The sequence below is a fragment of the Arenimonas sp. SCN 70-307 genome (assembly GCF_001724815.1).
Lineage (GTDB): Bacteria > Pseudomonadota > Gammaproteobacteria > Xanthomonadales > Xanthomonadaceae > Arenimonas.
This window is the reverse complement of sequence record NZ_MEDO01000017.1, coordinates 1-23594: the sequence shown is the minus strand read 5'-3', so window position 1 is coordinate 23594 and position 23594 is coordinate 1. Positions and strand designations below refer to the sequence as shown.

The window sequence follows — 23594 nt, the reverse complement described above, 5'->3', positions numbered from 1 at the left end:
GACTGACAAGGAAGCCCCGATGCAATCGAACTGGCCCCTGTTGAGCGTCCTGATCTGGCTGCCGATCCTCGGCGGCCTGCTGACGCTGGCCTTCGGTGACGCCCGCCAGACCCAGGCCAAGTGGTTCGCGCTGCTCGTGGCCATCGCCACCCTGGCGCTGAGCCTGCTGCTTTTCGCCGGCCACGACTACGCCTCGCCGGCCATGCGCTTCGTCGAGGACCATGCCTGGATCGAGCGATTCGACATCCGCTACCACCTGGGCGTGGACGGCCTGTCGATCGCGCTGATCGCGCTGACCACGCTCACCAGCGTGCTGGTGCTGGTCGGCTCCTGGGCCTCGATCGACCGCCGTGCGCACCAGTACTTCGCCGCCTTCCTGATCCTCGAGGGCATGATGGTGGGCGTCTTCTGCGCGCTCGACGCCATCCTGTTCTACGTGTTCTTCGAGGCCATGCTGATCCCGATGTTCATCATCATCGGCGTCTGGGGCGGCCCGCGGCGCGTGTACGCGTCGCTGAAGTTCTTCCTCTACACCTTCCTCGGCTCGGTGTTCATGCTGGTGGGCCTGGTGTACCTGTACATCGTCTCGGGCGAGCGCCTCGAGGGCGGCGCCAGCTTCCAGCTGGCCGACCTCTACCAGCTCCAGCTGACGGCGCAGGAGCAGATGTGGCTGTTCTTCGCCTTCCTGGCCGCGTTCGCGGTGAAGGTGCCGATGTTCCCGGTGCACACCTGGTTGCCCGACGCCCACGTCGAGGCGCCCACCGGCGGTTCGGTGGTGCTGGCGGCGATCATGCTCAAGATCGGCGGCTACGGCTTCCTGCGCTTCACCCTGCCCATCGTTCCCGACGCGGGCCAGGAGTGGGCCTGGCTGGTGGTGGCGCTGTCGCTGGCGGCGGTGGTCTACATCGGGCTGGTGGCGCTGGTGCAGGAGGACATGAAGAAGCTGATCGCGTACTCCTCGATCGCGCACATGGGCTTCGTCACCCTCGGAAGCTTCATCGCCTTCGCGCTGGTGCGCGAGCTGGGCAACACCGACGCCGCCCAGCTGGGCGTGCAGGGCGCGATGGTGCAGATGATTTCGCACGGCTTCGTCTCGGGCGCGATGTTCACCTGCGTGGGCGTGGTCTACGACCGCATGCACAGCCGCATGATCCGCGACTACGGCGGCGTGGTGAACACCATGCCCTGGTTCGCCGCGTTCTTCGTGTTCTTCGCCATGGCCAATGCCGGCCTGCCGGGCACGTCGGGCTTCGTGGGCGAGTTCATGGTCATCCTGGCCGCCTTCCAGTACAACGCCTGGGTCGCCTTCGGCGCCGGTTTCACGCTCATCCTCGGCGCGGCCTACACCCTGTGGATGGTCAAGCGCGTGGTGTTCGGCGACGTGGCCAACCACCACGTGGCCGAGCTCACCGACATCAACGGCCGCGAGGCCCTGGTGCTGGGCGTGTTCGCGCTGGGCACCCTGCTGCTGGGCGTATACCCCAAGCCGCTGACCGACCTCATGGAAGCACCGATCGCGCAGCTGCTTGCCCAGCTCGCCGCCACCAAGCTGTAAGGAAGCCCCGATGGCCCTGCCGATGCCCACCCTCGCCGACCTGATGCCGCTGCGTCCGGAGATCTTCGTCTGCGGCGCGGCCTTCGCGCTGCTGATGGTCGACCTGTTCCTCTCGGACGCCCGGCGCGGCCTGACCCACTTCCTGGCCCTGTTCATCCTGGCCGCGGCCGCGGTGCTCACGGCCCGCGAGCTCGGCGCCGAGGCGACCTGGGGCTTCGCCAACCAGTTCGTGCGCGACCCGGTCGGCGACGTGCTCAAGCTGGCGATCTACGTGGTCGCCGCCGCCTCCTTCGTCTACGCCAAGCCCTACCTGCAGGACCGCGGCCTGTTCAAGGGCGAGTTCTACGTGCTGTGCCTGTTCTCGGTGCTGGGCATGATGCTGATGGTGTCGGCCGGCAGCATGCTGGTGCTGTACCTGGGCCTGGAACTGCTGGCGCTGAGCTCCTACGGCCTGGTCGCCATGGACCGCGACAACGCCCGCAGCTCCGAAGCGGCCATGAAGTACTTCGTGCTCGGTTCGCTGGCCTCGGGCCTGCTGCTGTACGGCATGTCGATGGTCTACGGCGCCACCGGCAGCCTGCAGCTGGCCGAGATCCATGCCGCGGCCGCGTCCACCGGCGACCGCACCCTGCTGCTGTTCGGCGTGGTGTTCATGCTGGTCGGCATCGCCTTCAAGTTCGGCGCCGCGCCCTTCCACATGTGGCTGCCGGACGTCTACCACGGCGCCCCGACCGCGATCACCCTGTTCATCGGCTCGGCGCCCAAGCTGGCGGCCTTCGGCATGGCCTACCGCCTGCTCGAGTCGGGCGTCGGCCCGCTCGACGCCCAGTGGCAGGACATGGTGGCCTGGCTGGCGGCGCTGTCGCTGATCATCGGCAACCTGGTCGCCCTGGTGCAGACCAACCTCAAGCGCATGCTGGCGTACTCGACCGTCTCGCACGTGGGCTTCCTGTTCATGGGCCTCTCGCACGGCGGCTCGCTGGGCTATGGCGCGGCGATGTTCTACGCCATCTCTTATGCGCTGATGTCGGCCGCCGCCTTCGGCGCGATCGTGCTGCTTTCGCGCAAGGGCCACGAGGCCGAGGAAATCGCGGACTTCCGCGGCCTGTGGTCGCGCAACCCGCTGCAGGCGATGCTGGTGATGTTCATCATGGCCTCGCTGGCCGGCGTGCCGCCGTTCCTGGGCTTCTGGGCCAAGCTCGAGGTGCTGCTCGCGGCGGTGGACGCCGGCCTGGTCTGGCTGGCCATCGTGGGCGTGGTCTGCGCGGTCATCGGCGCCTTCTACTACCTGCGCGTGATGAAGGCCATGTTCTTCGACGAGCCGGAAGGCGAGGGCCCGCGCCTGCACGCCGACGGCCACCTGCGCGTGGTGTTCGCCGTGAACGCCTCGGCCCTGCTGGTGCTGGGCCTGTTCGCCGGCAGCCTGCTGCACTGGGTGAACCTGGCTTTCCCGGCTTCCTGAAAGCCGGCGCACGCCGGGCTTGCGCGTCAATCGCACAGGCCCCTATAATGCGCGCTCACTGCTGCGGGGTGGAGCAGTCTGGCAGCTCGTCGGGCTCATAACCCGAAGGTCGCAGGTTCAAATCCTGCCCCCGCTACCAGTTTCTGGCGTTGTCTTCCGAAAGGACTTCATCGCTCAGGCTTTTTCCCCGGGTCGGCTGCCAGGCCGTCCCCGGGGAAGCCGGAACCTGGATGTACCGGAAAAGGGCCTTACGGCCCTTTTTTGTTTTTGGAATTTGCGACACACGAGGCGCGGAGGAAGGATGACCGGCAAGGCAACCGAGATCTGCGAACTGCTCGAACCCACCGTCTCGGCCCTGGGCCTGGAGCTGCTGGGCGCGGAGTTCGCGCCCACGGGCAACAGCGCGATGCTGCGCCTGTACATCGACGCGCCCGGTCGCCACGTGGCCATCGAGGACTGCGAGGCCGTGAGCCGCGAAGTCTCGGCCGTGCTCGACGTCGAGGACCCGATCACCTCGGCCTACACGCTGGAAGTGTCGTCGCCGGGCATCGACCGGCCGCTGTTCACCCCGGCCCAGTTCGCCCGTTTCACCGGCGAGCAGGCCAAGCTGGCCCTGCGCCTGCCGGTCGACGGCCGCCGCCGTTTCCAGGCGCGCATCGTCCGCGTCGAGGGCCAGAAGATCGTGCTCGATTTCGACGGCCGCGAAATGGTCGTCTCGCACGAGAACGTCGAAAAGGCGCGCCTGGTCCCCGACCTGGTCGCCCTGGGCCTCGCGGCCCAGCCCAAGCCCACCGGCCCGCGCGGCAAGCGCAAGGCCAACGAAGAATCCGATAACCCCTGAGGCGCCCGACGCCTTTCACGGAGCTGGAAGAAATGAGCAAGGAACTGTTGCTGGTGATGGAAGCGGTGGCCAATGAAAAGGGCGTGCCGCGTGGCGTGATCATCGAGGCCATGGAGGCCGCGCTGGCCTCGGCCGCGAAGAAGCGCTACCACGAGCAGGACGTGGCCATGCGCGTTTCCATCAACCCCAAGGACGGCAGCTACGAGACCTTCCGTCGCTGGGAAGTGGTGGCCGACGACGTGGTGATGGAGTCGCCCGACCGCCAGATCCGCCTGATGGACGTCGTGGACGACAAGCCCGACGCGCAGGTCGGCGACTACGTCGAGGAGCAGGTCGAGAACGCCGAGTTCGGCCGCATCGCCGCCCAGGCCGCCAAGCAGGTCATCGTGCAGCGCGTGCGCGAGGCCGAGCGCGCCCAGGTCGTCGACGCCTGGAAGGACCGCCTGGGCGAGCTGATCAACGGCATCGTCAAGCGCGTCGAGCGCGGCAACGTCTACGTGGACCTGGGCGGCAACGCCGAGGCCCTGATCCCGAAGGACAAGGCCATCCCGCGCGACGTGCTGCGCCCGGGCGACCGCGTGCGCGGCTACCTGCTCGACGTGCGCTCCGAGACCCGCGGCCCGCAGCTGTTCATCAGCCGCACGGCGCCGGAATTCATGATCGAGCTGTTCAAGCTCGAGGTGCCGGAAGTCGGCCAGGGCCTGGTCGAGATCAAGGCCGCCGCCCGCGACCCCGGCGACCGCGCCAAGATCGCCGTGCTGGCCCACGACCACCGCACCGACCCCATCGGCGCCTGCATCGGCATGCGCGGTTCGCGCGTTCAGGCCGTGAGCAACGAGCTCAACGGCGAGCGCATCGACATCGTGCTGTGGTCGGACAACCCGGCCCAGTTCGTCATCAACGCCATGGCCCCGGCCGAGGTGCAGTCGATCATCGTCGACGAAGAGAAGCGTTCGATGGACCTGGCCGTGGCCGAGGACAAGCTGGCCCAGGCCATCGGCAAGGGCGGCCAGAACGTGCGCCTGGCCAGCCGCCTCACTGGCTGGCAGCTCAACGTGATGACCCAGGACCAGGTCACCGCCAAGTCGGAGGCCGAGCAGGCCACCGCCCGCCAGCTGTTCATGGACAAGCTGGAAGTGGACGAGGAGATCGCCGGCATCCTGGTCTCCGAGGGCTTCAGCACGGTCGAGGAAATCGCCTACGTGCCGGCCGGCGAGCTGCTGGCGGTCGAGGGCTTCGACGAGGACATCGTCGAGGAGCTGCGCGCCCGCGCCCGCGACGCGCTGCTCACCGAGGCCCTGCAGGTCGAAGAGGAGATCGAGGAGCACAAGCCCGCCGAGGACCTGCTCTCGCTCGACGGCATGGACGAGGCCACCGCCTACGCCCTGGCCGCGCGCGGCGTCGTCACCCGCGACGACCTGGCCGAGCTGGCCACCGACGAGATCACCGACATCGAGGACATGGACGAGGAGCGCGCCGCCAGGCTGATCATGGCGGCCCGCGCGCACTGGTTCGAGTAAGGCCCGCGTCGCAAGCAGCAAACGAGTGTCACCATTGCGCGCGGTGCGCGCAGGAAACCAAGGAATCACCGCCACATGTCTGAAGTCACCGTAGGTTCGCTGGCCAAAGTGCTGGGAATGCCCGTCGAGAAGCTGCTCGAGCAGCTGGCCGGCGCAGGCATGTCCTTCAGCGGGCCGGATCAGGTGGTCAGCAGCACCGAGAAGATGAAGCTGCTCGGCTTCCTGCGCCGCACGCACGGCAAGGACGACAAGGTCACCGAGGGCGACGCGCCCAGGAAGATCACCCTGCAGCGTCGCAAGCAGGAGGAGCTGACGGTCAGCGCCGGCAAGACCAAGGCCACCGTCACCGTCGAAGTCCGCCAGAAGCGCACCTACGTCAAGCGCGACGTGGTCGAGGAGCCCGTCACCGACGAGCGCGCCGAGGCCCTGCGCAAGCTCGAGGAATCCAAGGCCCGCAACGAGGCCGAGCTTGCCGCGCTCGCCGAGTCCGACCGCAAGCGCCAGCTCGAGCGCGAGGCCGAGGCGGCCTCCCGCCGCAACCAGGAAGCCGCCCGCGCCGCCGAGCCGGAGTACGAGGAGCCGGCCGTCGAAGAGCCGGTCGAGGCTCGTGCGCCGGCCGCGCCGGAAGCCGCGCCGCTGGCGCCGGGCGCCATCGTCATCCACGAGCGCAAGCCGCGCGCCAAGGCCCCGCCGCCGCCCCCGCCGCCGGCGCCCAAGGCCAGCGCGCCGGCCGCCAAGGCCGGCCCGAAGCACAAGGCCCGCGGTTCGCACGCGATGGTCGACAACGAAGGTGACGAGGGCCAGGCCACGCGCTTCGCGGCCGGCCAGTTGCACCTGTCCGATTCCGAGCGCGCCCGCCGCGGCGCCGCCGGCAATCGCAAGAAGTCCAAGGTCCGCGGCGCCGAGCCGGCGCGCACCGGTGGCGGTGCCCACGGTTTCTCCCGCCCGACTGCGCCGATCGTGCGCGAGGTTTTCATCGGCGACTCCATTTCCGTGGCGGACCTGGCCCAGAAGCTGGCCATGAAGGGCGGCGAAGTGGTGCGCGCGCTGTTCAAGATGGGCGTGATGGCCACCATCAACCAGGTCATCGACCACGACACCGCGGTGCTCGTCGTCGAGGAGCTGGGCCACAAAGCCACCAAGACCGCCGACGACGACGCCGAGACCGCGCTGGTCGCGCTGCAGGAAGAAGTGCAGGGCGAGCGCAAGCCGCGTCCGCCGGTGGTCACCATCATGGGCCACGTCGACCACGGCAAGACCTCGCTGCTCGACTACATCCGCCGCACCAAGGTCGCCAGCGGCGAAGCCGGTGGCATCACCCAGCACATCGGCGCCTACCACGTCGAAACCGAAAAGGGCGTCATCAGCTTCCTCGACACCCCGGGCCACTCGGCCTTCACCTCGATGCGCGCCCGCGGCGCCAAGCTCACCGACATCGTGGTGCTGGTGGTCGCGGCCGACGACGGCGTGATGCCGCAGACGGTCGAGGCGGTGCAGCATGCCCGCGCGGCCGGCGTGCCGCTACTGGTGGCCGTGAACAAGATGGACAAGTCCGACGCCAACCCGGACAACGTCAAGCAGGGCCTGGTCAAGCTCGAGGTCGTGCCGGAAGAGTGGGGTGGCGACACCCAGTTCGTGCCGGTGTCGGCCAAGACCGGCATGGGCATCGACGCACTGCTCGACGCCATCTCGGTGCAGGCCGAGGTGATGGAGCTGCAGGCCGTGTACGACGCCCGCGCCACCGGCGTGGTCATCGAGTCGGCGCTCGACAAGGGCCGCGGCCCGGTCGCCACCGTGCTCGTGCAGCAGGGCACCCTGCGCAAGGGCGACTTCCTGGTCTGCGGCGTGCACTACGGCCGCGTGCGCGCGCTGTTCGACGAGAACGGCAAGCAGGTCGATTCGGCGGCGCCGTCGATCCCGGTGCAGGTGCTCGGCCTGTCGGGCGTGCCCGACGCCGGCGACGACTTCGTGGTCGTGGCCGACGAGCGCCTGGCCAAGGACGTGGCGCAGCAGCGCGACGCCAAGAAGCGCGAGTCGCGCCTCGTGGCCGCCGCCGGCAGCCGCATGGAGGACATCATGGCCCAGATGGGCCAGGACAGCGGCCAGGTCACCCTGAACCTGCTGGTGAAGGCCGACGTGCAGGGCTCGGTCGAGGCGCTGCGCCAGGCCCTGGTGGCGCTGTCGAACGAGCTGATCAAGATCAACGTCATCAGCTCGGGCGTGGGCGGCATCACCGAGTCGGACGCCACCCTGGCGGCCACCTCGAAGGCCGTCATCATCGGCTTCAACGTCCGCGCCGACGCCAGCGCCCGCAAGGTCATCGAGACCAACGGCCTGGACCTGCGCTACTTCTCGATCATCTACGACGTCATCGACCAGGTGAAGCAGGTCGCTTCGGGCCTGCTGGGCAAGGAAGTGCGCGAGGAAATCATCGGCATCGCCGAGGTCCGCGACGTCTTCCGCAGCTCCAAGTTCGGCGCCGTGGCCGGTTCGCTGGTCATCGAGGGCGTGGTCAAGAAGAACAAGCCGATCCGCGTGCTGCGCGACAACGTGGTGGTGTTCGAGGGCGAGCTCGAGTCGCTGCGCCGCTTCAAGGACAACGTCGAGGAAGTGCGTTCGGGCACCGAGTGCGGCATCGCGGTGAAGGCGTACAACGACGTCAAGCCGGGTGACCAGATCGAGTGCTTCGAGCGCATCGAGGTGCAGCGCACCCTCTGAGGGAGGCCCGATCATGGCGACCAAGAGCTTCCACCGCACCGACCGGGTCTCCGCGCAATTGCGCCGCGACCTGGGCCAGATCGTCCACCAGGCCGTGCGTGAGCACGGCCTGCCCTCGGTGTCGGTGTCCGACGTCGAGGTCACCCGCGACCTGGCCCATGCCAAGGTCTTCGTCACCGCGCTGCTGGCCGAACAGGGCCCGGCCGCGGTGGCCGCGCTCAAGGAGCTGGCGCCCGAGCTGCGCCACCGCCTGGCCCAGGCCGTGCGCATGCGCCACGTGCCCGAGCTGCATTTCCACTACGACGATTCGGTCGACAAGGGCGAGCGCATCGAGCAGCTGCTGCGCGAGAACCCCATCAAGCCCGAAACCGACTGAGGCCCGCGCATGGGCCGCATCGCGTGGCGCCCGGTCGACGGCATCGTGCTGCTCGACAAGCCGGCGGGCATGAGCTCCAACGCGGCCCTGCAGGCCGTGCGGCGCCTTTACCGCGCCGAGAAGGGCGGCCACACCGGCGCGCTCGACCCGCTGGCCACCGGCCTGCTGCCCATCTGCCTCGGCGAGGCCACCAAGATCGCCGGCCTGCTGCTGGCCGGCCGCAAGGCCTACGAGGCCGGCGTGGTGCTGGGCGCCACCACCGACACCGACGACGCCGATGGCCAGGTGCTGCGCACCCGGCCGGTGCCGGCGCTCGACCGCGCCACCGTCGGGGCGGCGCTGCGCCCCTTCCTGGGCCGCATCCGCCAGCGCCCGCCGATCTACTCGGCGCTCAAGCAGGGCGGCGAGCCGCTGTACGCCAAGGCCCGCCGCGGCGAGGCCATCGAGGTGCCCGAGCGCGAGGTCGAGGTCGAGGCCATCGAACTGCTGGCGCTCGAAGGCGGGCACCTGCGCCTGGCCGTCACCTGCGGCTCGGGCACCTACATCCGCAGCCTGGCCCGCGACCTGGGCGAGGCCCTGGGCTGCGGCGCGCACATCGCCAGCCTGCGCCGCACCTGGGTCGAACCCTTCGACCGGCCGGACATGGCCACGCTCGACCAGCTCGAGGCCCTGGCCGCCGCCGGGGGCGAGGCGGCGCTCGACGCCCGCCTGCTGCCCGTCGACGCCGGCCTGGCGCGCTTCCCGGCGGTGTCGCTGGACGCCACGCAGGCGGCGCAGGTGGCCCGGGGCCAGCCGGTGCCCGTCGCAGGCCCGGTCGAGACGACCCTGAACCTGCGCGGCCCCGGTGGCCGCTCGCTGGGCCTGGGGCGTCGCGACGAGGACGGCAAGGTCTGGCCCAGGCGGCTGTTCCGCTGGGCCGGGGCCGCGTGAAGACGGGCATCGCCGGCCGTGTTCACAACGTGAACCTTGTCCGGCAAGCCCCCGTCCGTTAAACTTTCGCGGCTTTTTTCCAAAAGCATTCCCCAACCGGCGGGCCTTTGCGGTGCGTCGTCGCCAATGGCGGCGTTCCTGCGGGCTGCGCATCACAAGAGAAAACACATGTCCATTGATTCCGCCAAGATCATCGAAGAGTTCAAGCGCACCCCGAACGACACCGGTTCGCCGGAAGTCCAGGTCGCGCTGCTCTCGGCCCGCATCGACCAGCTGACCGACCATTTCAAGGCCCACAAGCAGGACCACCACTCCCGCCGCGGCCTGCTCAAGATGGTCAACCAGCGCCGCAGCCTGCTGGGCTACCTGAAGAAGAAGGACGCCGCGCGCTACCAGACGCTCATCGAGCGCTTGGGCCTGCGCCGCTAAGTCGAGCAAGAACCCACACGGCGCAGAAATGCGCCGTGTGCATTTTCGGAGACCGGAATCCGCCGGCGCCGGGAATGCGAGAACCGCGGGGCAGGGTGCCCCGCGGGGATGAATCCAGAGACAAAGGAAGCGATAAACGTGGCGAAAGTAACCAAGACGTTCCAGTACGGTCAGCACCAGGTCACCCTGGAGACGGGCGAAATCGCCCGCCAGGCCTCGGGCTCGGTCATCGTGAAGATGGCGGACACGGTCGTGCTGGTGACGGCGGTCGGCAACAAGAACGCGAAGGAGGGCATGGACTTCTTCCCGCTCACCGTCGACTACCTCGAGAAGTTCTACGCCGGTGGCCGCATCCCGGGTGGCTTCTTCAAGCGCGAAGGCCGCCAGACCGAGCGCGAGACCCTGGTCTCGCGCCTGATCGACCGCCCGATCCGCCCGCTGTTCCCCGAGCACTTCCGCAACGAAGTGCAGGTGATCGCCACCGTCATGTCGCTCAACCCGGAAGTGGCCGGTGACATCCCGGCCCTGATCGGCGCCTCCGCCGCGCTGGCCCTGTCGGGCATCCCGTTCGCGGGCCCGATCGGCGCCGCCAAGGTTGGTTACGCCAACGGCAAGTACCTGCTCAACCCCAGCACCACCGAGCTCAAGACCTCCGACCTGGAACTGGTCGTCGCCGGCACCGCCAACGCCGTGCTGATGGTCGAGTCCGAGGCCAAGGAGCTGAGCGAGGACGTGATGCTCGGCGCCGTCGTGTTCGGCCACCAGCAGATGCAGGCCGCCATCAACGCCATCAACGAGCTGGTCGCCGAAGTCGGCGTCAAGGCCTGGGACTGGAAGGCGCCCGAGAAGGCGCAGGCCCCGATCGACGCGCTCAAGGCCGCCGTCGGCGACAAGCTGTCCGCCGCGTTCCAGATCAAGGACAAGCTGGCCCGTCGCGACGCCATCTCGGCGCTCAAGAAGGACGTGCTCGAGTCGCTCAAGCCGCAGGCCGAGGCCAATGGCTGGAACCTGGCCGACCTGGGCAAGGAGTTCGGCGAGCTCGAGTACAGCACGATGCGCGAGTCGGTCCTCAAGACCAAGGTCCGCATCGACGGCCGCGCGCTCGACACCGTCCGCCCGATCACCGTCAAGACCGGCGTGCTCCCGCGCGTGCACGGCTCGGCGCTGTTCACCCGCGGCGAGACCCAGGCCATCGTGGTGGCCACGCTCGGCACCGCCCGCGACGGCCAGATCATCGACGCCGTGGAAGGCGAGTCGAAGGACCACTTCCTGTTCCACTACAACTTCCCGCCGTACTCGGTCGGTGAAGCCGGCCGCATGATGGGCCCGAAGCGTCGCGAAATCGGCCACGGCCGCCTGGCGCGCCGCGGCGTGCAGGCGATCATGCCGTCGATGGAGTCGTTCCCGTACACCATCCGCGTGGTCTCCGAGATCACCGAGTCGAACGGTTCGTCCTCGATGGCTTCGGTCTGCGGTTCCTCGCTGGCCCTGATGGACGCCGGCGTGCCGGTGAAGGCCCCGGTGGCGGGCATCGCCATGGGCCTGGTCAAGGAAGGCAGCGACTACGTCGTGCTGTCGGACATCCTGGGTGACGAAGACCACCTGGGCGACATGGACTTCAAGGTGGCGGGTACCGAGAACGGCATCTCCGCGCTGCAGATGGACATCAAGATCGACGGCATCACCGAGGAGATCATGAAGGTCGCGCTGGCCCAGGCCAAGCAGGGCCGCCTGCACATCCTCGGCGAGATGGCCAAGGGCCTGAGCGCCCCGCGCGCCGAGCTTTCCGAGTACGCCCCGCGCCTGCTGACCATCAAGATCCACCCGGACAAGATCCGCGAGGTCATCGGCAAGGGCGGCGCCACGATCCAGGGCATCACCAAGGAAACCGGCACGCAGATCGACATCCAGGACGACGGCACCATCGTCATCGCCTCGGTCAACGCCGCCGCCGCCCAGGCCGCGAAGGCGCGCATCGAGCAGATCACCTCGGACGTCGAGCCGGGCCGCATCTACGAAGGCAAGGTCGCCAAGATCATGGACTTCGGTGCGTTCGTCACGATCGCCCCGGGCAAGGACGGCCTGGTGCACGTTTCGCAGATCTCCAACGAGAGCGTCGAGAAGGTTTCCGACAAGCTCAAGGAAGGCGAGACCGTGAAGGTCAAGGTGCTCGAGGTGGACAAGCAGGGCCGCATCCGCCTGTCCATGAAGGCCGTCGAGGAAGGCGAGGGCTAAGCCCCGCTTCCAACGCAGGCTTCGGGAAAAGCGGGCTCCGGCCCGCTTTTTCTTTGGGCTTTCTGCAGAGGGTAAGGCGCCGTCACCGCCGCGGAAGTGAAGGTCACTTCCTTCTCCGTGAAGCCTTTATGTCGAAGGAAGTGACCTTCACTTCCGCGGCGTCGCCGGTGCGTGTCTTCTTCGGTTCCCAACGAAAGGCCCGTGGCCGCGGGCTCCGATGCTTGCGCGTACCGATCAGGACCAAGGCCAGTCATCTTTCCTGCCGATCAGGCCTGGCTAACCTGTTCACGGCCTGAATACCGCTGCGGCCCATCGCGGCGCGTCCCTCCGGACGCTGGGGGTGGCGCCGTCGCGAGCCCGAAAGATGGCCAGATTGATGGACCTATCCGCCCGGCGGCGGGTGTGGGGCCTCGGCGGTTCCTGTCGGTCCATGCTTTTCCGACCGCTCCGTATCGATCTCCGAGGCGTCGTCGGAAAAGAATGGACCCAGGCTCCACGCCTCGCCCCCACACCCGCCGCCGGGCGGATAGGACCCCCACTCTGGCCGCCTTCCACGCTGGCCAGGACCCCGCACCCCGCGTCCGAAGGGACGCGCACGGAGGGGCCGTCTGCGGCCACTTGCCTCGCCCGACTTAACCAAACGAGGTCAGCGAGAAAGATGGGCGGCCAGAGCGTTGAACGTCACGCGCAAGCATCGAAGCCCGCGGCCACGCGCCTTCCGTTGGGCGCCCACGCCGGCACGCACCGGCGGCGCCGGGAAAGCGAGGGTCGATTCCTCCGACATAAAGGCTTCACGGAGGAGGAATCGACCCTCGCTTTCCCGGTGACGACGGCGCCGTACCCTCAGCTGGGAGGGCATCCCTTTCCTTGCCCGCGAAACGCCATTTGCTTGCCCCAGGATGCAAGTCCCTTCAGGCTGGTGCCCGCGATGATCGACGCCATCGACCGCCACTTCGAGTCCACCCGGCCCTGGCCGCCGCTGGCGCGGCTGCCGCGCTGGCTGCGCGAGCTGCTGTACTTCGGCGCCAAGGAGGCGCGGGCCTGCCTGTTCGTGGTGCTGTTCTTCGCCGCCGTGTTCACCGTGCCGCGCGAGGGGCTGCTGGGCATCGCGCGCTACGACCTGCTGCTGGTCTGGGCCCTGGCCGTGCAGGCCTGGATGCTGTGGACCGGGCTCGAGACCCGCGACGAGGCCAAGGCCATCGGCCTGTTCCACGTCTTTGGCTTCGCGCTCGAGGCCTTCAAGGTCTCGCCTGGCATCGCCTCGTGGAGCTACCCGGACCCGGCCCTGAGCAAAGTGCTGGGCGTGCCGCTGTTCGCGGGCTTCATGTATGCCGCCGTCGGCAGCTACGTCATCCAGGCCTGGCGCCTGTTCGACCTGCGCATCCGCCACCATCCGCCGTACTGGATGGCGGCGCTGGCGGCCGGACTGGTCTACGCCAACTTCTTCACCCACCACTTCATCGGCGACTTCCGCTGGTACCTCGCGGCGCTGCTGCTGGGCCTGTACGCCCGCACGACCGTCGAGTTCCGCCCGCTCGACCGGGTGCGGCGCATGCCGCTGCTGCTGGCCTTCGTGCTCATCGGCTTCTTCGTCTGGCTGGCCGAGAACCTCAGCACCTTCTTCCACGTCTGGAGCTACCCCAACCAGGTCGGTGCCTGGGCTGCCGTGCACATCGGCAAGTGGAGCTCGTGGGCGCTGCTGGTGGTGATGACCTTCACCCTCGTCGCCGGACTCAAGCACATCAAGGCGCGCATCCACGTGCCCGACTGAAGGACCCGCCATGGACCTGATCCTCGTCATCCTCGACCTGCTGGGCACCTTCGTGTTCGCGCTCAGCGGCGCGCTCGTGGGCGTGCGCCACCGGCTCGACCTGTTCGGCGTGCTCGTGCTGTCCTTCGTCGCCGCCTGCGGCGGCGGCCTGATGCGCGACACCATGATTGGCGCCACGCCGCCGGCGGCGCTGCAGGACTGGCGCTACATCGGCATCGCCATCGCCGCCGGCCTGCTCACGTTCTGGCGCGCCGGTGCGATCGAGCGCTGGCGCAACCCGGTGCAGTCGCTCGACGCGGTGGGCCTGGGCGTGTTCGCCGTGGCCGGCGCGCTCAAGGCGCAGGCCTTCGGCCTGGGGCCGGTGGGCGCGATCCTGCTGGGCATGCTCACCGGCATCGGCGGCGGCATGATCCGCGACGTGCTCGTGGCCCAGGTGCCCACCGTGCTCAAGGCCGAGCTCTACGCCATCGCCGCGCTCGCCGGCGCCGGCGTGGTGGTGCTGGGCAAGGCGCTGGAGCTGCCGCTCACGCCGGTGGTGGTGGCCGGCGTGCTCACCTGCACCGGCCTGCGCCTGTTTGCCATCCGCCGCGGCTGGCGCCTGCCCGTGGCCCGGCCGCCGGACGCGGCCTGAGCCACCGCCCCCGGCTCAGGGGCTGACCGACAGCAGCCTGAGGTCGAACACGAGGGCCTGGTTCACCAGGCGCCCCGCGTCCTGGTCGGTGCCGGCCGCGAGGTTCGCCGGCAGGACGACCTCCCAGCGCGAACCGGCGGGCATCGACAGCAGGGCCTCGCGAAGGCCGGGCATCTGCACCTCGCTGATCCTGATCGTCAGCGGCCCGGCGGGCTGGCCGGCCATGGGCTGCCCGGTGTCGGCGATGACCTGGCCGTCGGGCGTCGTGGTCTTGTACTGCACCTGCACTTCGCTCGCCTGCGTGGGCCGCGGGCCGCTGCCGGCCTCGATGACGCGGTACTGCAGGCCGCTGGGCAGCACCTGCACGCCCGGCGTGCCGCGGTTGCGGGCCAGGAAGGCCTCGCTGCGGGTCTTGTTGTCGGCCGAGACCTTATCGAACTCCGCCTTGGCGCGCGCCATCTCGCGGCGCTGCATGCTGTCCACCGCGACCTGGAGCTGGTCGCGGGGCACGACCGGTTCCTTGCCCGCGGTGGCGTCCTGTACCGCTTTCATGAAGGTGGCCATGTCGAACTGCTCGCCGCGCTTGATCAACCGGGCCATGTCCTGGCCGGTCGAGTAGCCCAGCGCGTAGCTGAGTTTTCCCTTTTCGCTGGTCGTGTCCTGGGCGGTGGCGCCGCCGGACAGGGCCAGGGCGACGAAGGCGGCGAGCAGGGGGTGTCGAAGACGCATGCGGGTGGCTCCGTGGAGCGCCCGGACGGGCGCGTGCGGCCACGCTAACCCGGCCCGCGCCCCGGCTCCAGCGCCGCTTTCAGACCCAGCCGGTGGCGTAGTACAGCGCGATGATGAAGAACACCGCCAGCGTCTTGATGATGGTGATGGCGAAGATGTCCTTGTAGGCCTGGCGATGGGTCAGGCCGGTGACGGCGAGCAGGGTGATCACCGCGCCGTTGTGGGGCAGGGTGTCCATGCCGCCGCTGGCCATCGAGGCCACGCGGTGCAGCACTTCCATCGGGATGCCGGCGGCGTTGGCGTTGGCGATGAAGGTGTCGGACATCGCCGCCAGCGCGATCGACATGCCGCCCGAGGCCGAGCCGGTGATGCCGGCCAGCGCCGTGACGGTGATCGCCTCGTTCACCAGCGGGTTCGGGATCGCGCCCAGCGCGTTGGCCACCACCAGGAAGCCGGGCAGGGCGGCGATGACCGCGCCGAAGCCGTACTCCGAGGCCGTGTTCATCGAGGCCAGCAGGGCGCCGGAAATGGCCGGCTGCGTGCTTTCGGCGAAGTGCCGGCTCACCGCCTTCCAGCCCAGCACCACCACGGCCAGGATGCCGGTGAGCAGGGCGGCCTCGACCGCCCAGATCGCGGCCACCTTCGACACTTCCTGCACCACCGGCGCGGCGTTGCCGATGACCGAGGGTTCGAAGCTGTGGCTCTCGCCGTAGTGGCTGGTGATCAGGCCGGTGTAGAGCTTGTTGCTCACGCCCACCAGCACCAGCGGCAGCAGCGCGATCCACGGGTTGGCCAGCTTGTCGCCGGCGAAGGGCGCCGGCTCGTTCTTCAGCTCGGTGCCGTAGCCTTCGCCCGCCCCGCGCGCCACGCGGCGGCGCCACTCGAGGTAAGCCATGCCGACGGCGAGGATGAACAGGCCGCCGATGGTGCCCAGCACCGGCGCCGCCCAGGTGTCGGTGCCGAAGAAGCCGGTCGGGATGATGTTCTGGATTTGCGGCGTGCCCGGCAGCGCGTCCATGGTGAAGGTGAAGGCGCCCAGGGCGATCGTGGCCGGGATCAGGCGCTTGGGGATGTCCGCCTGGCGGAAGAGCTCGGCCGCGAACGGGTAGACCGCGAACACCACCACGAACAGCGACACGCCGCCGTAGGTCAGCACCGCGCACACCGCCACGATCGACAGCATGGCGCGCTCGGGCCCGAACAGGCGGATGGCCGCGGCCACGATGGACTTGGAGAAACCCGAGACCTCGATCAGCTTGCCGAAGATGGCGCCCAGCAGGAACACCGGGAAGTAGAGCTTGAGGAAGCCCACCATCTTGTCCATGAACAGGCCGGTGAACATCGGCGCCACCAGGGACGGGTCGGTGAGCAGCACCGCACCCATCGCCGCCACCGGCGCGAACAGGATCACGCTGTAGCCGCGGTAGGCGACGAACATCAGGAAGCACAGCGCCGCCAGTACGATAAGGAAGGACATGCCTTCGGTTCCCCAGGGTTAGGCCAGGGGGCGAGTGTCCGGCGCGGGCGGCCCGCGGGCCACTTGTACCAAGGTACAGGTGCCGCCGGCGGGGCGGGGCCTTAGTCTGCCGTGCAACCGGCCGTCCGGCCGCATGAACGTCGTGCAAGGGGAATCCATGAAGCGCAACCATCTGAGCCTGGCCATCGGCCTGACCCTGTCCCTCGTCGCCCTCCAGGCGCAGGCGCAGGACACCGCCGGTACCGACGAGAACAGCAGCCAGGCCACTGCCGCCACGCTCGACACCATCGAGGTGACCGCCCGCCGCCGCGCCGAGTCCATCGACAAGGTGCCGGTGGCCGTGAGCGCCTTCGGCGAGGACGCGCTGCGCGACCTGCAGGCCACCAGCATCGACGGCCTGCAGGGCGCGGTGCCGAACATGAACATCGTGCAGGGCCGCGGTTCCTCGAACTCGGTGAACGTCTTCATCCGCGGCATCGGCCAGCCCGACGCGCTGCAGACCTTCGACCCGGGCGTGGGCATGTACGTCGACGACGTCTATTACTCGCGCATCAACGGCGCGCTGTTCTCGCTGTTCGACGTCAGCCAGGTGGAGGTGCTGCGCGGCCCGCAGGGCACGCTCTACGGCAAGAACTCGACCGGCGGCGCGGTGAAGATCACCACCCGCAACCCCTTCGACGACCAGGGCGGCTCGGTGGAACTGACCGCCGGCAACTTCGGCCGCATCGAGGGCCGTGCCTACATTTCCGACCAGCTCAGCGACTCGGTGGCCATGAGCCTGGCGGCCGCCAGGATCACCCGCGATGGCTACGTCACCGACCCGGTCACGGGCCGTGAGTTCAACGACGAGGACACCTCCGCCGGTCGCCTGAAGATCGCCTTCCGCGCCGGCGAGACCTTCACCGGCAGCGTCGCGCTCGACTACACCAACCAGGACAACGCGCTCACCCTCGGCCAGCCGGTGGCGCCGCTGTACGCCGTGAACCTGGCCGGCGGCATCAACATCCTGCGCCTGCCCACCACCGGCGAGTACGACTTCCGCACCCGTACCTCCTTCGGCCCCGGCCAGGGCCAGAAGATGACCCACAAGGGTGCCGCGCTGAACCTGCAGTGGCAGCTGGGCGAGCAGTGGCAGGCCAAGTCGATCACGGCCTGGCGCAAGCTCGACACCGCCTCGTACATCGACATCGACGCCTCCGAGTTCGAGCTCGGCGACGTGTTCGTGGGCGTGGACCAGCGCCAGGTGAGCCAGGAGCTGCAGCTGCAGTACGACAACGGCTCGAACCTGCAGGCCATCTTCGGCCTGTACTACATGGACGAGCAGGTGCCCTCGCACCAGGAAGCCTACGCCGACGACTTCCTGCGCTTCGGCGCGCTGCCGATCAGCTTCCTGCGCACCATCGACGACGACCTGTCGAACAAGTCGGTCGCCGGCTTCGCGCACTTCGACTGGGAGTTCGCCCCGAGCTGGACCCTGGCCGCCGGCCTGCGCTACACCAAGGACAGCAAGGACTACTTCCGCACCACCTCGACGTTCTCGAACCTGCTGGGCAATGCCAACCCGGCGCTGGCGTTCACCATCTCCGACAGCTGGACCGCGCTGACCCCGAGCCTGGGCCTGCAGAAGGCCTTCAGCGACAACATGATGGGCTACGTCTCGGCCAACCGCGGCTACAAGGCCGGCGGCTTCAACGGCCGCGCCAACGCCGCCACCGAGATCAGCGCCTTCGAGCCCGAGTTCGTCTGGACCTACGAGGCCGGCCTGAAGATGCGCTCGGACGACGGCCGCCTGACGGGCCGCATCGCCGCCTTCCACAGCCAGTACAAGGACTTCCAGGCCCGCGTCTCGGAAATCATCAACCCGAACGACCCCATCCCGAACTTCGCCTTCCCGGTGCTCAACGCCGCCGAGCTGGCCATCGACGGCATCGAGTTCGAGGGCGTGGCGCGCCTGGGCGAGGGCACGCTGCTCTCGACCCAGCTGGGCTGGATGAACGCGCGCTACAAGGAGTTCAACGATCCGCGCGTGGTCGTGAACCCGGCCCTGGCCAACCTGCACGACAACGTGCCGTTCTCGCCGGACTTCACCGGCCGCATCGCCCTGCAGCACGGCTTCGAACTGCCGGGCGGCAGCCTGCTGACCATCGGCGGCGACGTCTCGCACCGCTCCGAAACCTGGCTGAGCGTGGACAACGCCCCGGGCCTGCGCCAGGGCGCCTACACCCTGGCGGGCCTCTACGCCGGCTGGGATTCGGCCGACGGTCGCTGGGAACTGCGCACCGGCGTGCGCAACCTCACCGACGAGGTCTACAAGACCGACGGCCAGGAGTTCTCGTCCATCGGCGGCATCCAGACGGCGTACTACGGCGCGCCGCGCAACTACTACGCCTCGCTGCGCTTCAACTTCTGAGCAGGCGTGCACGAGTGATGGTGATCTTTCCCCGGGATTTTTCCCAACGGGCCGCCCATGCGGCCCGTGTTTTTATCTGCGCGTCGCTGGCCGCCTTCGTGGCCGGCTGCGCGGCCGCGCCGGCCGAACCGCTGCCGGCGCTGGACATCGACCCCGGGCGCGTCGCCGTCGCCGGCGTGTCCTCGGGTGCCTACATGGCCACCCAGTTCCATTTCATCCATTCAAGCCGCCTGCGCGGCGCCGCGCTGGTGGCGGGCGGGCCCTACGGCTGCGCCGGCGGCTCGCTCGAGGCTGCGCTGGGCCCGTGCATGACCGCCACGCCGGCGCCGCCGGACGCCGATGCGCTGGCGACCCGCGTGCGCGAGCGCGCCGCCGCCGGCGACATCGATCCGCTGGCCGGCCTGGCCGGCGACGCGGTGCATGTGCTGCACGGCAAGGCCGACAGCATCGTCGCGGTCGAGGTGTCGCTCGCGTCCGGCGCGCTGTACCAGCGCCTGTCGGACGAGGCCGGCGGCATCGCCGTCAGCTTCGACACCGACCGCGATTTCCCGCACCTGCTGCCCACGTTGGACAAAGGCATCGACTGCGAGCTCGGCGGCGAGCCCTGGCTCGGCCGCTGCGGCTTCGACGCCGCGGGCGAGCTGATGGCCCGCCTGTTCGGCGAGCCCGCCGCGTCGGCCGGCGAGCCCACCGGCGAGCTGCGCCGCTTCGACCAGACCGCCTACGTCGCCGAGGGCACCGACCCGCTGCTGGCCGACGAGGGTTACCTCTACCTGCCCCGGGCCTGCGCCGAGGGCGGGCGCTGCGGCCTGCTGGTGGCCTTCCACGGCTGCCAGCAGCACGCCGGCAACATCGGCGAGGCCTTCGTGCGCGACGCCGGCTTCAACCGCTGGGCCGACGTGCACCAGGTGGCGGTGCTGTATCCTCAAACGCGATCAAGCTACCTGCCGCTGAATCCGAAGGCATGCTGGGACTGGTGGGGTTACACGGGCGCCGACTACGACACCCGGCGCGGCGCGCAGCCGCGCTGGCTGGCCGCGGCCATGAGCGCGCTCGGCGCCCCGATGCCATGAGCCCGCGGGGCAGGGCGTGCTGACCGACGCCCTGGTCGTCGGCGCCGGCCTGCTCTGGCTGGGCCTGCTGTTCGGCACCGCGCTGTGGGCCGAGCGCCGCCCGGGCCTGCTGGCCCGCCAGTGGCCGGTGGTCTACAGCCTGTCGCTGGCGGTGTATTGCACGTCCTGGACCTTCTACGGCACGGTCACCCAGGCCCAGCGCTCGGGCTGGCCGATCCCGCCCACCTTCCTCGGCACCATCCTGCTGTACGTGCTGGGTTTTGGCTTCCTGCTCAAGCTGCTGCGGCTGGCGCGGGAGAACCGCTCGACCTCGCTGGCCGACCTGATCGCCACGCGCCTGGGCCGCAGCTCCTGGCTGGCGGCGGTGGTGACGCTGGTGGCGCTGCTGGGCATCGTTCCCTACCTGGCGCTGCAGCTCAAAGCCGTGGCGATGAGCTACGGCCTGCTCACCCGCGCCTCCGAGCTCTCGCCGCCGGCCTGGCAGGACAGTGCGCTCTACGTGGCCCTGGCGATGGGCCTGTTCGCGATGCTGTTCGGCACCCGCCGCGTGTCGGCCGCCGAGCACAACCGCGGACTGGTGCTGGCGATGGCGGTCGAATCGCTGCTCAAGCTCGGCGCCATGCTCGCGCTGGGCGCCTTCGTGGTGTTCGGCCTGGATCTCCCCGATGTCGAAATCCCGCCGCCGCCGGCCGACGGCACCTCGGGCTTCCCGGCGCTGATCCTGCTCGGCGCGCTGGCGATGTTCACCCTGCCGCACCAGTTCCACGTCGGCGTGGTCGAGTGCCGCGGCGAGCGCGAGCTGCGCACGGCACGCTGGCTGTTCCCGCTGTACATGCTCGCCATCGCGCTGCCCATCCTGCCCATCGCCCGCGCCGGCGACCAGCTGCTGGCGCCGGTAGGCGTGCCCTCCGACCTGTACGTGCTGGCGCTGCCGCTGGCCCAGGGCGCCGAGGCGATGGCGCTGCTGGCCTTCCTGGGCGGCCTGAGCGCAGCCACGGGCATGGTGATCCTGGCCACGCTGGCGCTGAGCGTGATGATCTCCAACCACTGGCTGGCGCCACTGCTGGTGCGCGGCCGCTGGGGCGGCGGTGCCGGCGCCGACTTGCGCGGCGCGGTGCTGGCGCAGCGCCGCATCGGCATCCTGGTGGTGGTGCTGCTGGCCTGGGGCTACAGCCGCCTGGTGGCCGGTTCGGATGCGCTGGCCGACATCGGCGCGCTGTCGTTCTCGGCGCTGGCGACGCTGGCGCCGGCGGTGGCCTTCGCCGTGTGGCGGCCGCAACTGCCGGCGCGTGCGGTGCTGGCCGGCCTCGTCGTCGCGTTCGCGCTGTGGTGCTGGGTGCTGCTGGTGCCGGCGTTCGCCGAATCCTCGGGCCATTCGCCGGCGTGGCTGTCGGACGGGCCGTTGGGCTGGGCTTGGCTTTCGCCCGAGCAGATGTTCGGCCTGGGCGACTGGAGCCGCGTGGGGCGCGCCACGGTGATCAGCCTGGTGGCCGGCGCGCTGCTGCCCTGGATGCTGGCCTCGCGCCTGGACGTGGCCACGCCGGAAACCGGCGGCGCGCTCTCGCGCGAGGCGCTGCGCGAGGTGGCCGTGCGCTTCCTGCCGGCCGCGCGCGTGGACGCGCTGCTGGCCGGCGTGCCGGCGGGGCAGGCCGTGCCGACCGAGGCGCGGGAGGCGGTGGAGCGCGAGCTGGGCGCGGTGCTGGGCGCCGCTTCGGCGCGGCTGCTGCTCGACGCCGCCTGGCGCGCCCAGGGCACCGACCTCGACACCGTGGCCACCATCGTCGGCGAAGCCTCGCAGGCGCTGCGCTTCAACCAGCGCGTGCTCGAGGCGGCGCTGGAGAACATGAGCCAGGGCATCTCGGTGGTGGACGCCGAGCTGCGCCTGGTGGCCTGGAACCGCCGCTATGCGCAGTTGTTCGACTATCCCGAGGAACTGCTGCAGGTGGGCATGCCGGTGGCCGAGCTGGTGGCGCACAACGTGCGCCGCGGCCTGGCCGGCACCGGGCCCGAGGACCGGGAGGTGGCCAAGCGCATCGAGCACATGCGCGCCGGCACGCCTTACGTGGCCGAGCGCCAGCTCGGGGGTGCGGTGGTGGAGATCCGCGGCAACCCGATGCCCGGCGGTGGCTTCGTGGCCACCTTCACCGACGTCACCGAATTCCGCCGCAACGAGGCCGAGCTCAAGTCGGTGGCCGAAACGCTGGAGCAGCGCGTGGCCGAGCGCACGGCGGAACTCGCCGGCGCCAAGGCCGAGGCCGAGCGCGCCAACCGCGCCAAGTCGCGCTTCCTGGCGGCGGTGAGCCACGACCTGGCGCAGCCGCTCAATGCCGCGCACCTGTTCGTGCACGCGCTGGCGCCAAAGCTCGAGGGCACGCCGCACCAGGAGGCGCTGTGCAATATCGACGGCGCGCTGGGTTCGGCCGAAGGCCTGCTCTCGGGCCTGCTCGACATCTCGCGCCTCGATGCCGGTGGCATGGAGCCCAAGCCCGCGGCGTTCCGGTTGTCGGGCCTGCTCCAGCCGCTGGTGGCGGAGTTCAGCGTGCTGGCCGCGCAGAAGGGCCTGCAGCTGCAGCTGGTGCCGAGCTCGGCCTGGGTGCGCAGCGATCCGCAGCTGCTGCGGCGCGTGCTGCAGAACTTCCTGGGCAATGCGGTGCGCTACACCGCGCGCGGCCGCATCCTCGTCGGCTGCCGCCGGCGCGGCGACCAGCTGGCGATCGAGGTCTGGGACACCGGCCCGGGCATCGCCGAGGCCGACCAGTCGGCGATCTTCGAGGAGTTCCGCCGGCTCGACAAAGGCGGGCAGGGCCTGGGCCTGGGCCTGGCCATCGCCGAGCGCGTGGCGCGCCTGCTGCGCCATCCGCTGGGCCTGCGCTCCTGGCCGGGGCGCGGCACGGTGTTCTCGATCACCGTGCCGCTGGCGGCACCCGTAGCCGAGACGCCCGCCGAGCCAGTGGTTCCCATGCCTGCACCCACGCGCGGCCGCGTGCTGGTGGTGGACAACGACCCCGACGTGCTGCGCGGCATGCGCGCGCTGCTCGAAGGCTGGCAATGCGAGGTGCAGTCGGCGCGCGGCGCCGACGAGGCGCTGGCCTGCATCGCCGCCGCGGTGCCCGACCTCGTGCTGCTCGACTTCCACCTCGACGGCGGCCTCACTGGCCTCGCCCTGCGCGAGCAACTGCTCGCCCGCATGCCCGCGCGCCCCTGCGTGATCATCACCGCCGACCACGACCCCGAAGTGCGCGACGCCGTCGCGGCCGCCGGCTGTGTGCTGCTGCACAAGCCGCTCAAGCCGCTGGCGCTCAAATCCGTGATGTCCCGCCTGCTCACCGAAAAAATACGGTTCTTCACCCAAGTCCGGGGAAGGCCGCCCGGATCTTCAGGAAGAAGTAGGCGTCATCGCGGTAGCCGTAGGCCACCCGCTTTATGACCTTGATCTT

The 23594-nt window shown here is 69.7% G+C and carries 15 protein-coding genes, 1 tRNA gene and 1 pseudogene; 15 read left to right on the top strand and 2 right to left on the bottom strand.

All coding sequences use genetic code 11. From position 1 onward, the window contains the following. Positions 1 to 19 precede the first annotated feature (19 nt). The 12 genes from ABS41_RS09905 to ABS41_RS09850 all read left to right on the top strand — a co-directional run bounded on the left by ABS41_RS09905 (position 20) and on the right by ABS41_RS09850 (position 14468). On the top strand, positions 20 to 1555 hold the full coding sequence (locus ABS41_RS09905) for an NADH-quinone oxidoreductase subunit M (RefSeq protein ID WP_290593465.1): 1536 nt from the start codon (positions 20 to 22) through the stop codon (positions 1553 to 1555). Between the two features lie 10 nt (positions 1556 to 1565). Beyond that, positions 1566 to 3017: an NADH-quinone oxidoreductase subunit NuoN gene (gene nuoN, locus ABS41_RS09900; protein ID WP_290593463.1), complete on the top strand. Its 1452-nt coding sequence runs from the start codon at positions 1566 to 1568 to the stop codon at positions 3015 to 3017. 62 nt (positions 3018 to 3079) lie between these two features. Further along, a tRNA-Met gene (locus ABS41_RS09895) sits at positions 3080 to 3156 on the top strand. 162 nt (positions 3157 to 3318) lie between these two features. Then, on the top strand, positions 3319 to 3858 hold the full coding sequence (gene rimP / locus ABS41_RS09890) for a ribosome maturation factor RimP (protein WP_290593461.1): 540 nt from the start codon (positions 3319 to 3321) through the stop codon (positions 3856 to 3858). Positions 3859 to 3890: 32 nt separating this feature from the next. Continuing rightward, positions 3891 to 5378 carry a transcription termination factor NusA gene (gene nusA / locus ABS41_RS09885; protein ID WP_290593459.1) on the top strand — a complete coding sequence of 496 codons (1488 nt, stop codon included), beginning with the start codon at positions 3891 to 3893 and terminating at the stop codon, positions 5376 to 5378. A gap of 75 nt (positions 5379 to 5453) precedes the next feature. Further along, the gene (infB, locus tag ABS41_RS09880) at positions 5454 to 8096 is read left to right on the top strand and encodes a translation initiation factor IF-2 (RefSeq protein ID WP_290593457.1); all 2643 of its coding nucleotides are present in this window, start codon (positions 5454 to 5456) and stop codon (positions 8094 to 8096) included. Positions 8097 to 8109: 13 nt separating this feature from the next. Beyond that, on the top strand, positions 8110 to 8472 hold the full coding sequence (gene rbfA / locus ABS41_RS09875; protein ID WP_290593455.1) for a 30S ribosome-binding factor RbfA: 363 nt from the start codon (positions 8110 to 8112) through the stop codon (positions 8470 to 8472). A 9-nt stretch (positions 8473 to 8481) separates the two neighbouring features. Further along, positions 8482 to 9402, top strand: a complete 921-nt coding sequence (gene truB, locus ABS41_RS09870) for a tRNA pseudouridine(55) synthase TruB (RefSeq protein WP_290593453.1) — start codon at positions 8482 to 8484, stop codon at positions 9400 to 9402. A 168-nt stretch (positions 9403 to 9570) separates the two neighbouring features. Further along, on the top strand, positions 9571 to 9831 hold the full coding sequence (rpsO, locus tag ABS41_RS09865) for a 30S ribosomal protein S15 (RefSeq protein ID WP_043800191.1): 261 nt from the start codon (positions 9571 to 9573) through the stop codon (positions 9829 to 9831). Between the two features lie 138 nt (positions 9832 to 9969). Next, positions 9970 to 12066 (top strand): polyribonucleotide nucleotidyltransferase, encoded by a 2097-nt coding sequence (pnp, locus tag ABS41_RS09860; protein ID WP_290593449.1) that lies wholly within the window; start codon positions 9970 to 9972, stop codon positions 12064 to 12066. A gap of 928 nt (positions 12067 to 12994) precedes the next feature. Next, a complete protein-coding gene (locus ABS41_RS09855) occupies positions 12995 to 13837 on the top strand; it encodes a DUF817 domain-containing protein (protein ID WP_290593447.1) in 843 nt (280 codons plus the stop codon). A 10-nt stretch (positions 13838 to 13847) separates the two neighbouring features. Beyond that, positions 13848 to 14468 (top strand): trimeric intracellular cation channel family protein, encoded by a 621-nt coding sequence (locus ABS41_RS09850; RefSeq protein ID WP_290593445.1) that lies wholly within the window; start codon positions 13848 to 13850, stop codon positions 14466 to 14468. A 15-nt stretch (positions 14469 to 14483) separates the two neighbouring features. Here ABS41_RS09850 and ABS41_RS09845 read toward each other — a convergent pair whose 3' ends face one another. Beyond that, positions 14484 to 15197 carry an FKBP-type peptidyl-prolyl cis-trans isomerase N-terminal domain-containing protein gene (locus tag ABS41_RS09845; RefSeq protein WP_290593443.1) on the bottom strand — a complete coding sequence of 238 codons (714 nt, stop codon included), beginning with the start codon at positions 15195 to 15197 and terminating at the stop codon, positions 14484 to 14486. Positions 15198 to 15276: 79 nt separating this feature from the next. Beyond that, a complete protein-coding gene (locus ABS41_RS09840; protein WP_290593441.1) occupies positions 15277 to 16674 on the bottom strand; it encodes a GntP family permease in 1398 nt (465 codons plus the stop codon). 157 nt (positions 16675 to 16831) lie between these two features. On the opposite strand from ABS41_RS09840, the gene ABS41_RS09835 reads away from it, so the two are divergent. From ABS41_RS09835 to ABS41_RS09825, 3 genes and pseudogenes are all read left to right on the top strand, one after another. Then, the gene (locus ABS41_RS09835) at positions 16832 to 19084 is read left to right on the top strand and encodes a TonB-dependent receptor (protein ID WP_290593439.1); all 2253 of its coding nucleotides are present in this window, start codon (positions 16832 to 16834) and stop codon (positions 19082 to 19084) included. Then, entirely contained in the window at positions 19081 to 20157 is a 1077-nt protein-coding gene (locus tag ABS41_RS09830) for a PHB depolymerase family esterase (RefSeq protein WP_290593531.1), read from the top strand. The genes ABS41_RS09835 and ABS41_RS09830 overlap by 4 nt, the downstream gene beginning before the upstream one ends. Positions 20158 to 20173: 16 nt before the next feature. Beyond that, positions 20174 to 23482: pseudogene (locus tag ABS41_RS09825) on the top strand (NahK/ErcS family hybrid sensor histidine kinase/response regulator); the annotation flags it as partial. Between the last annotated feature and the right edge of the window lie 112 nt (positions 23483 to 23594).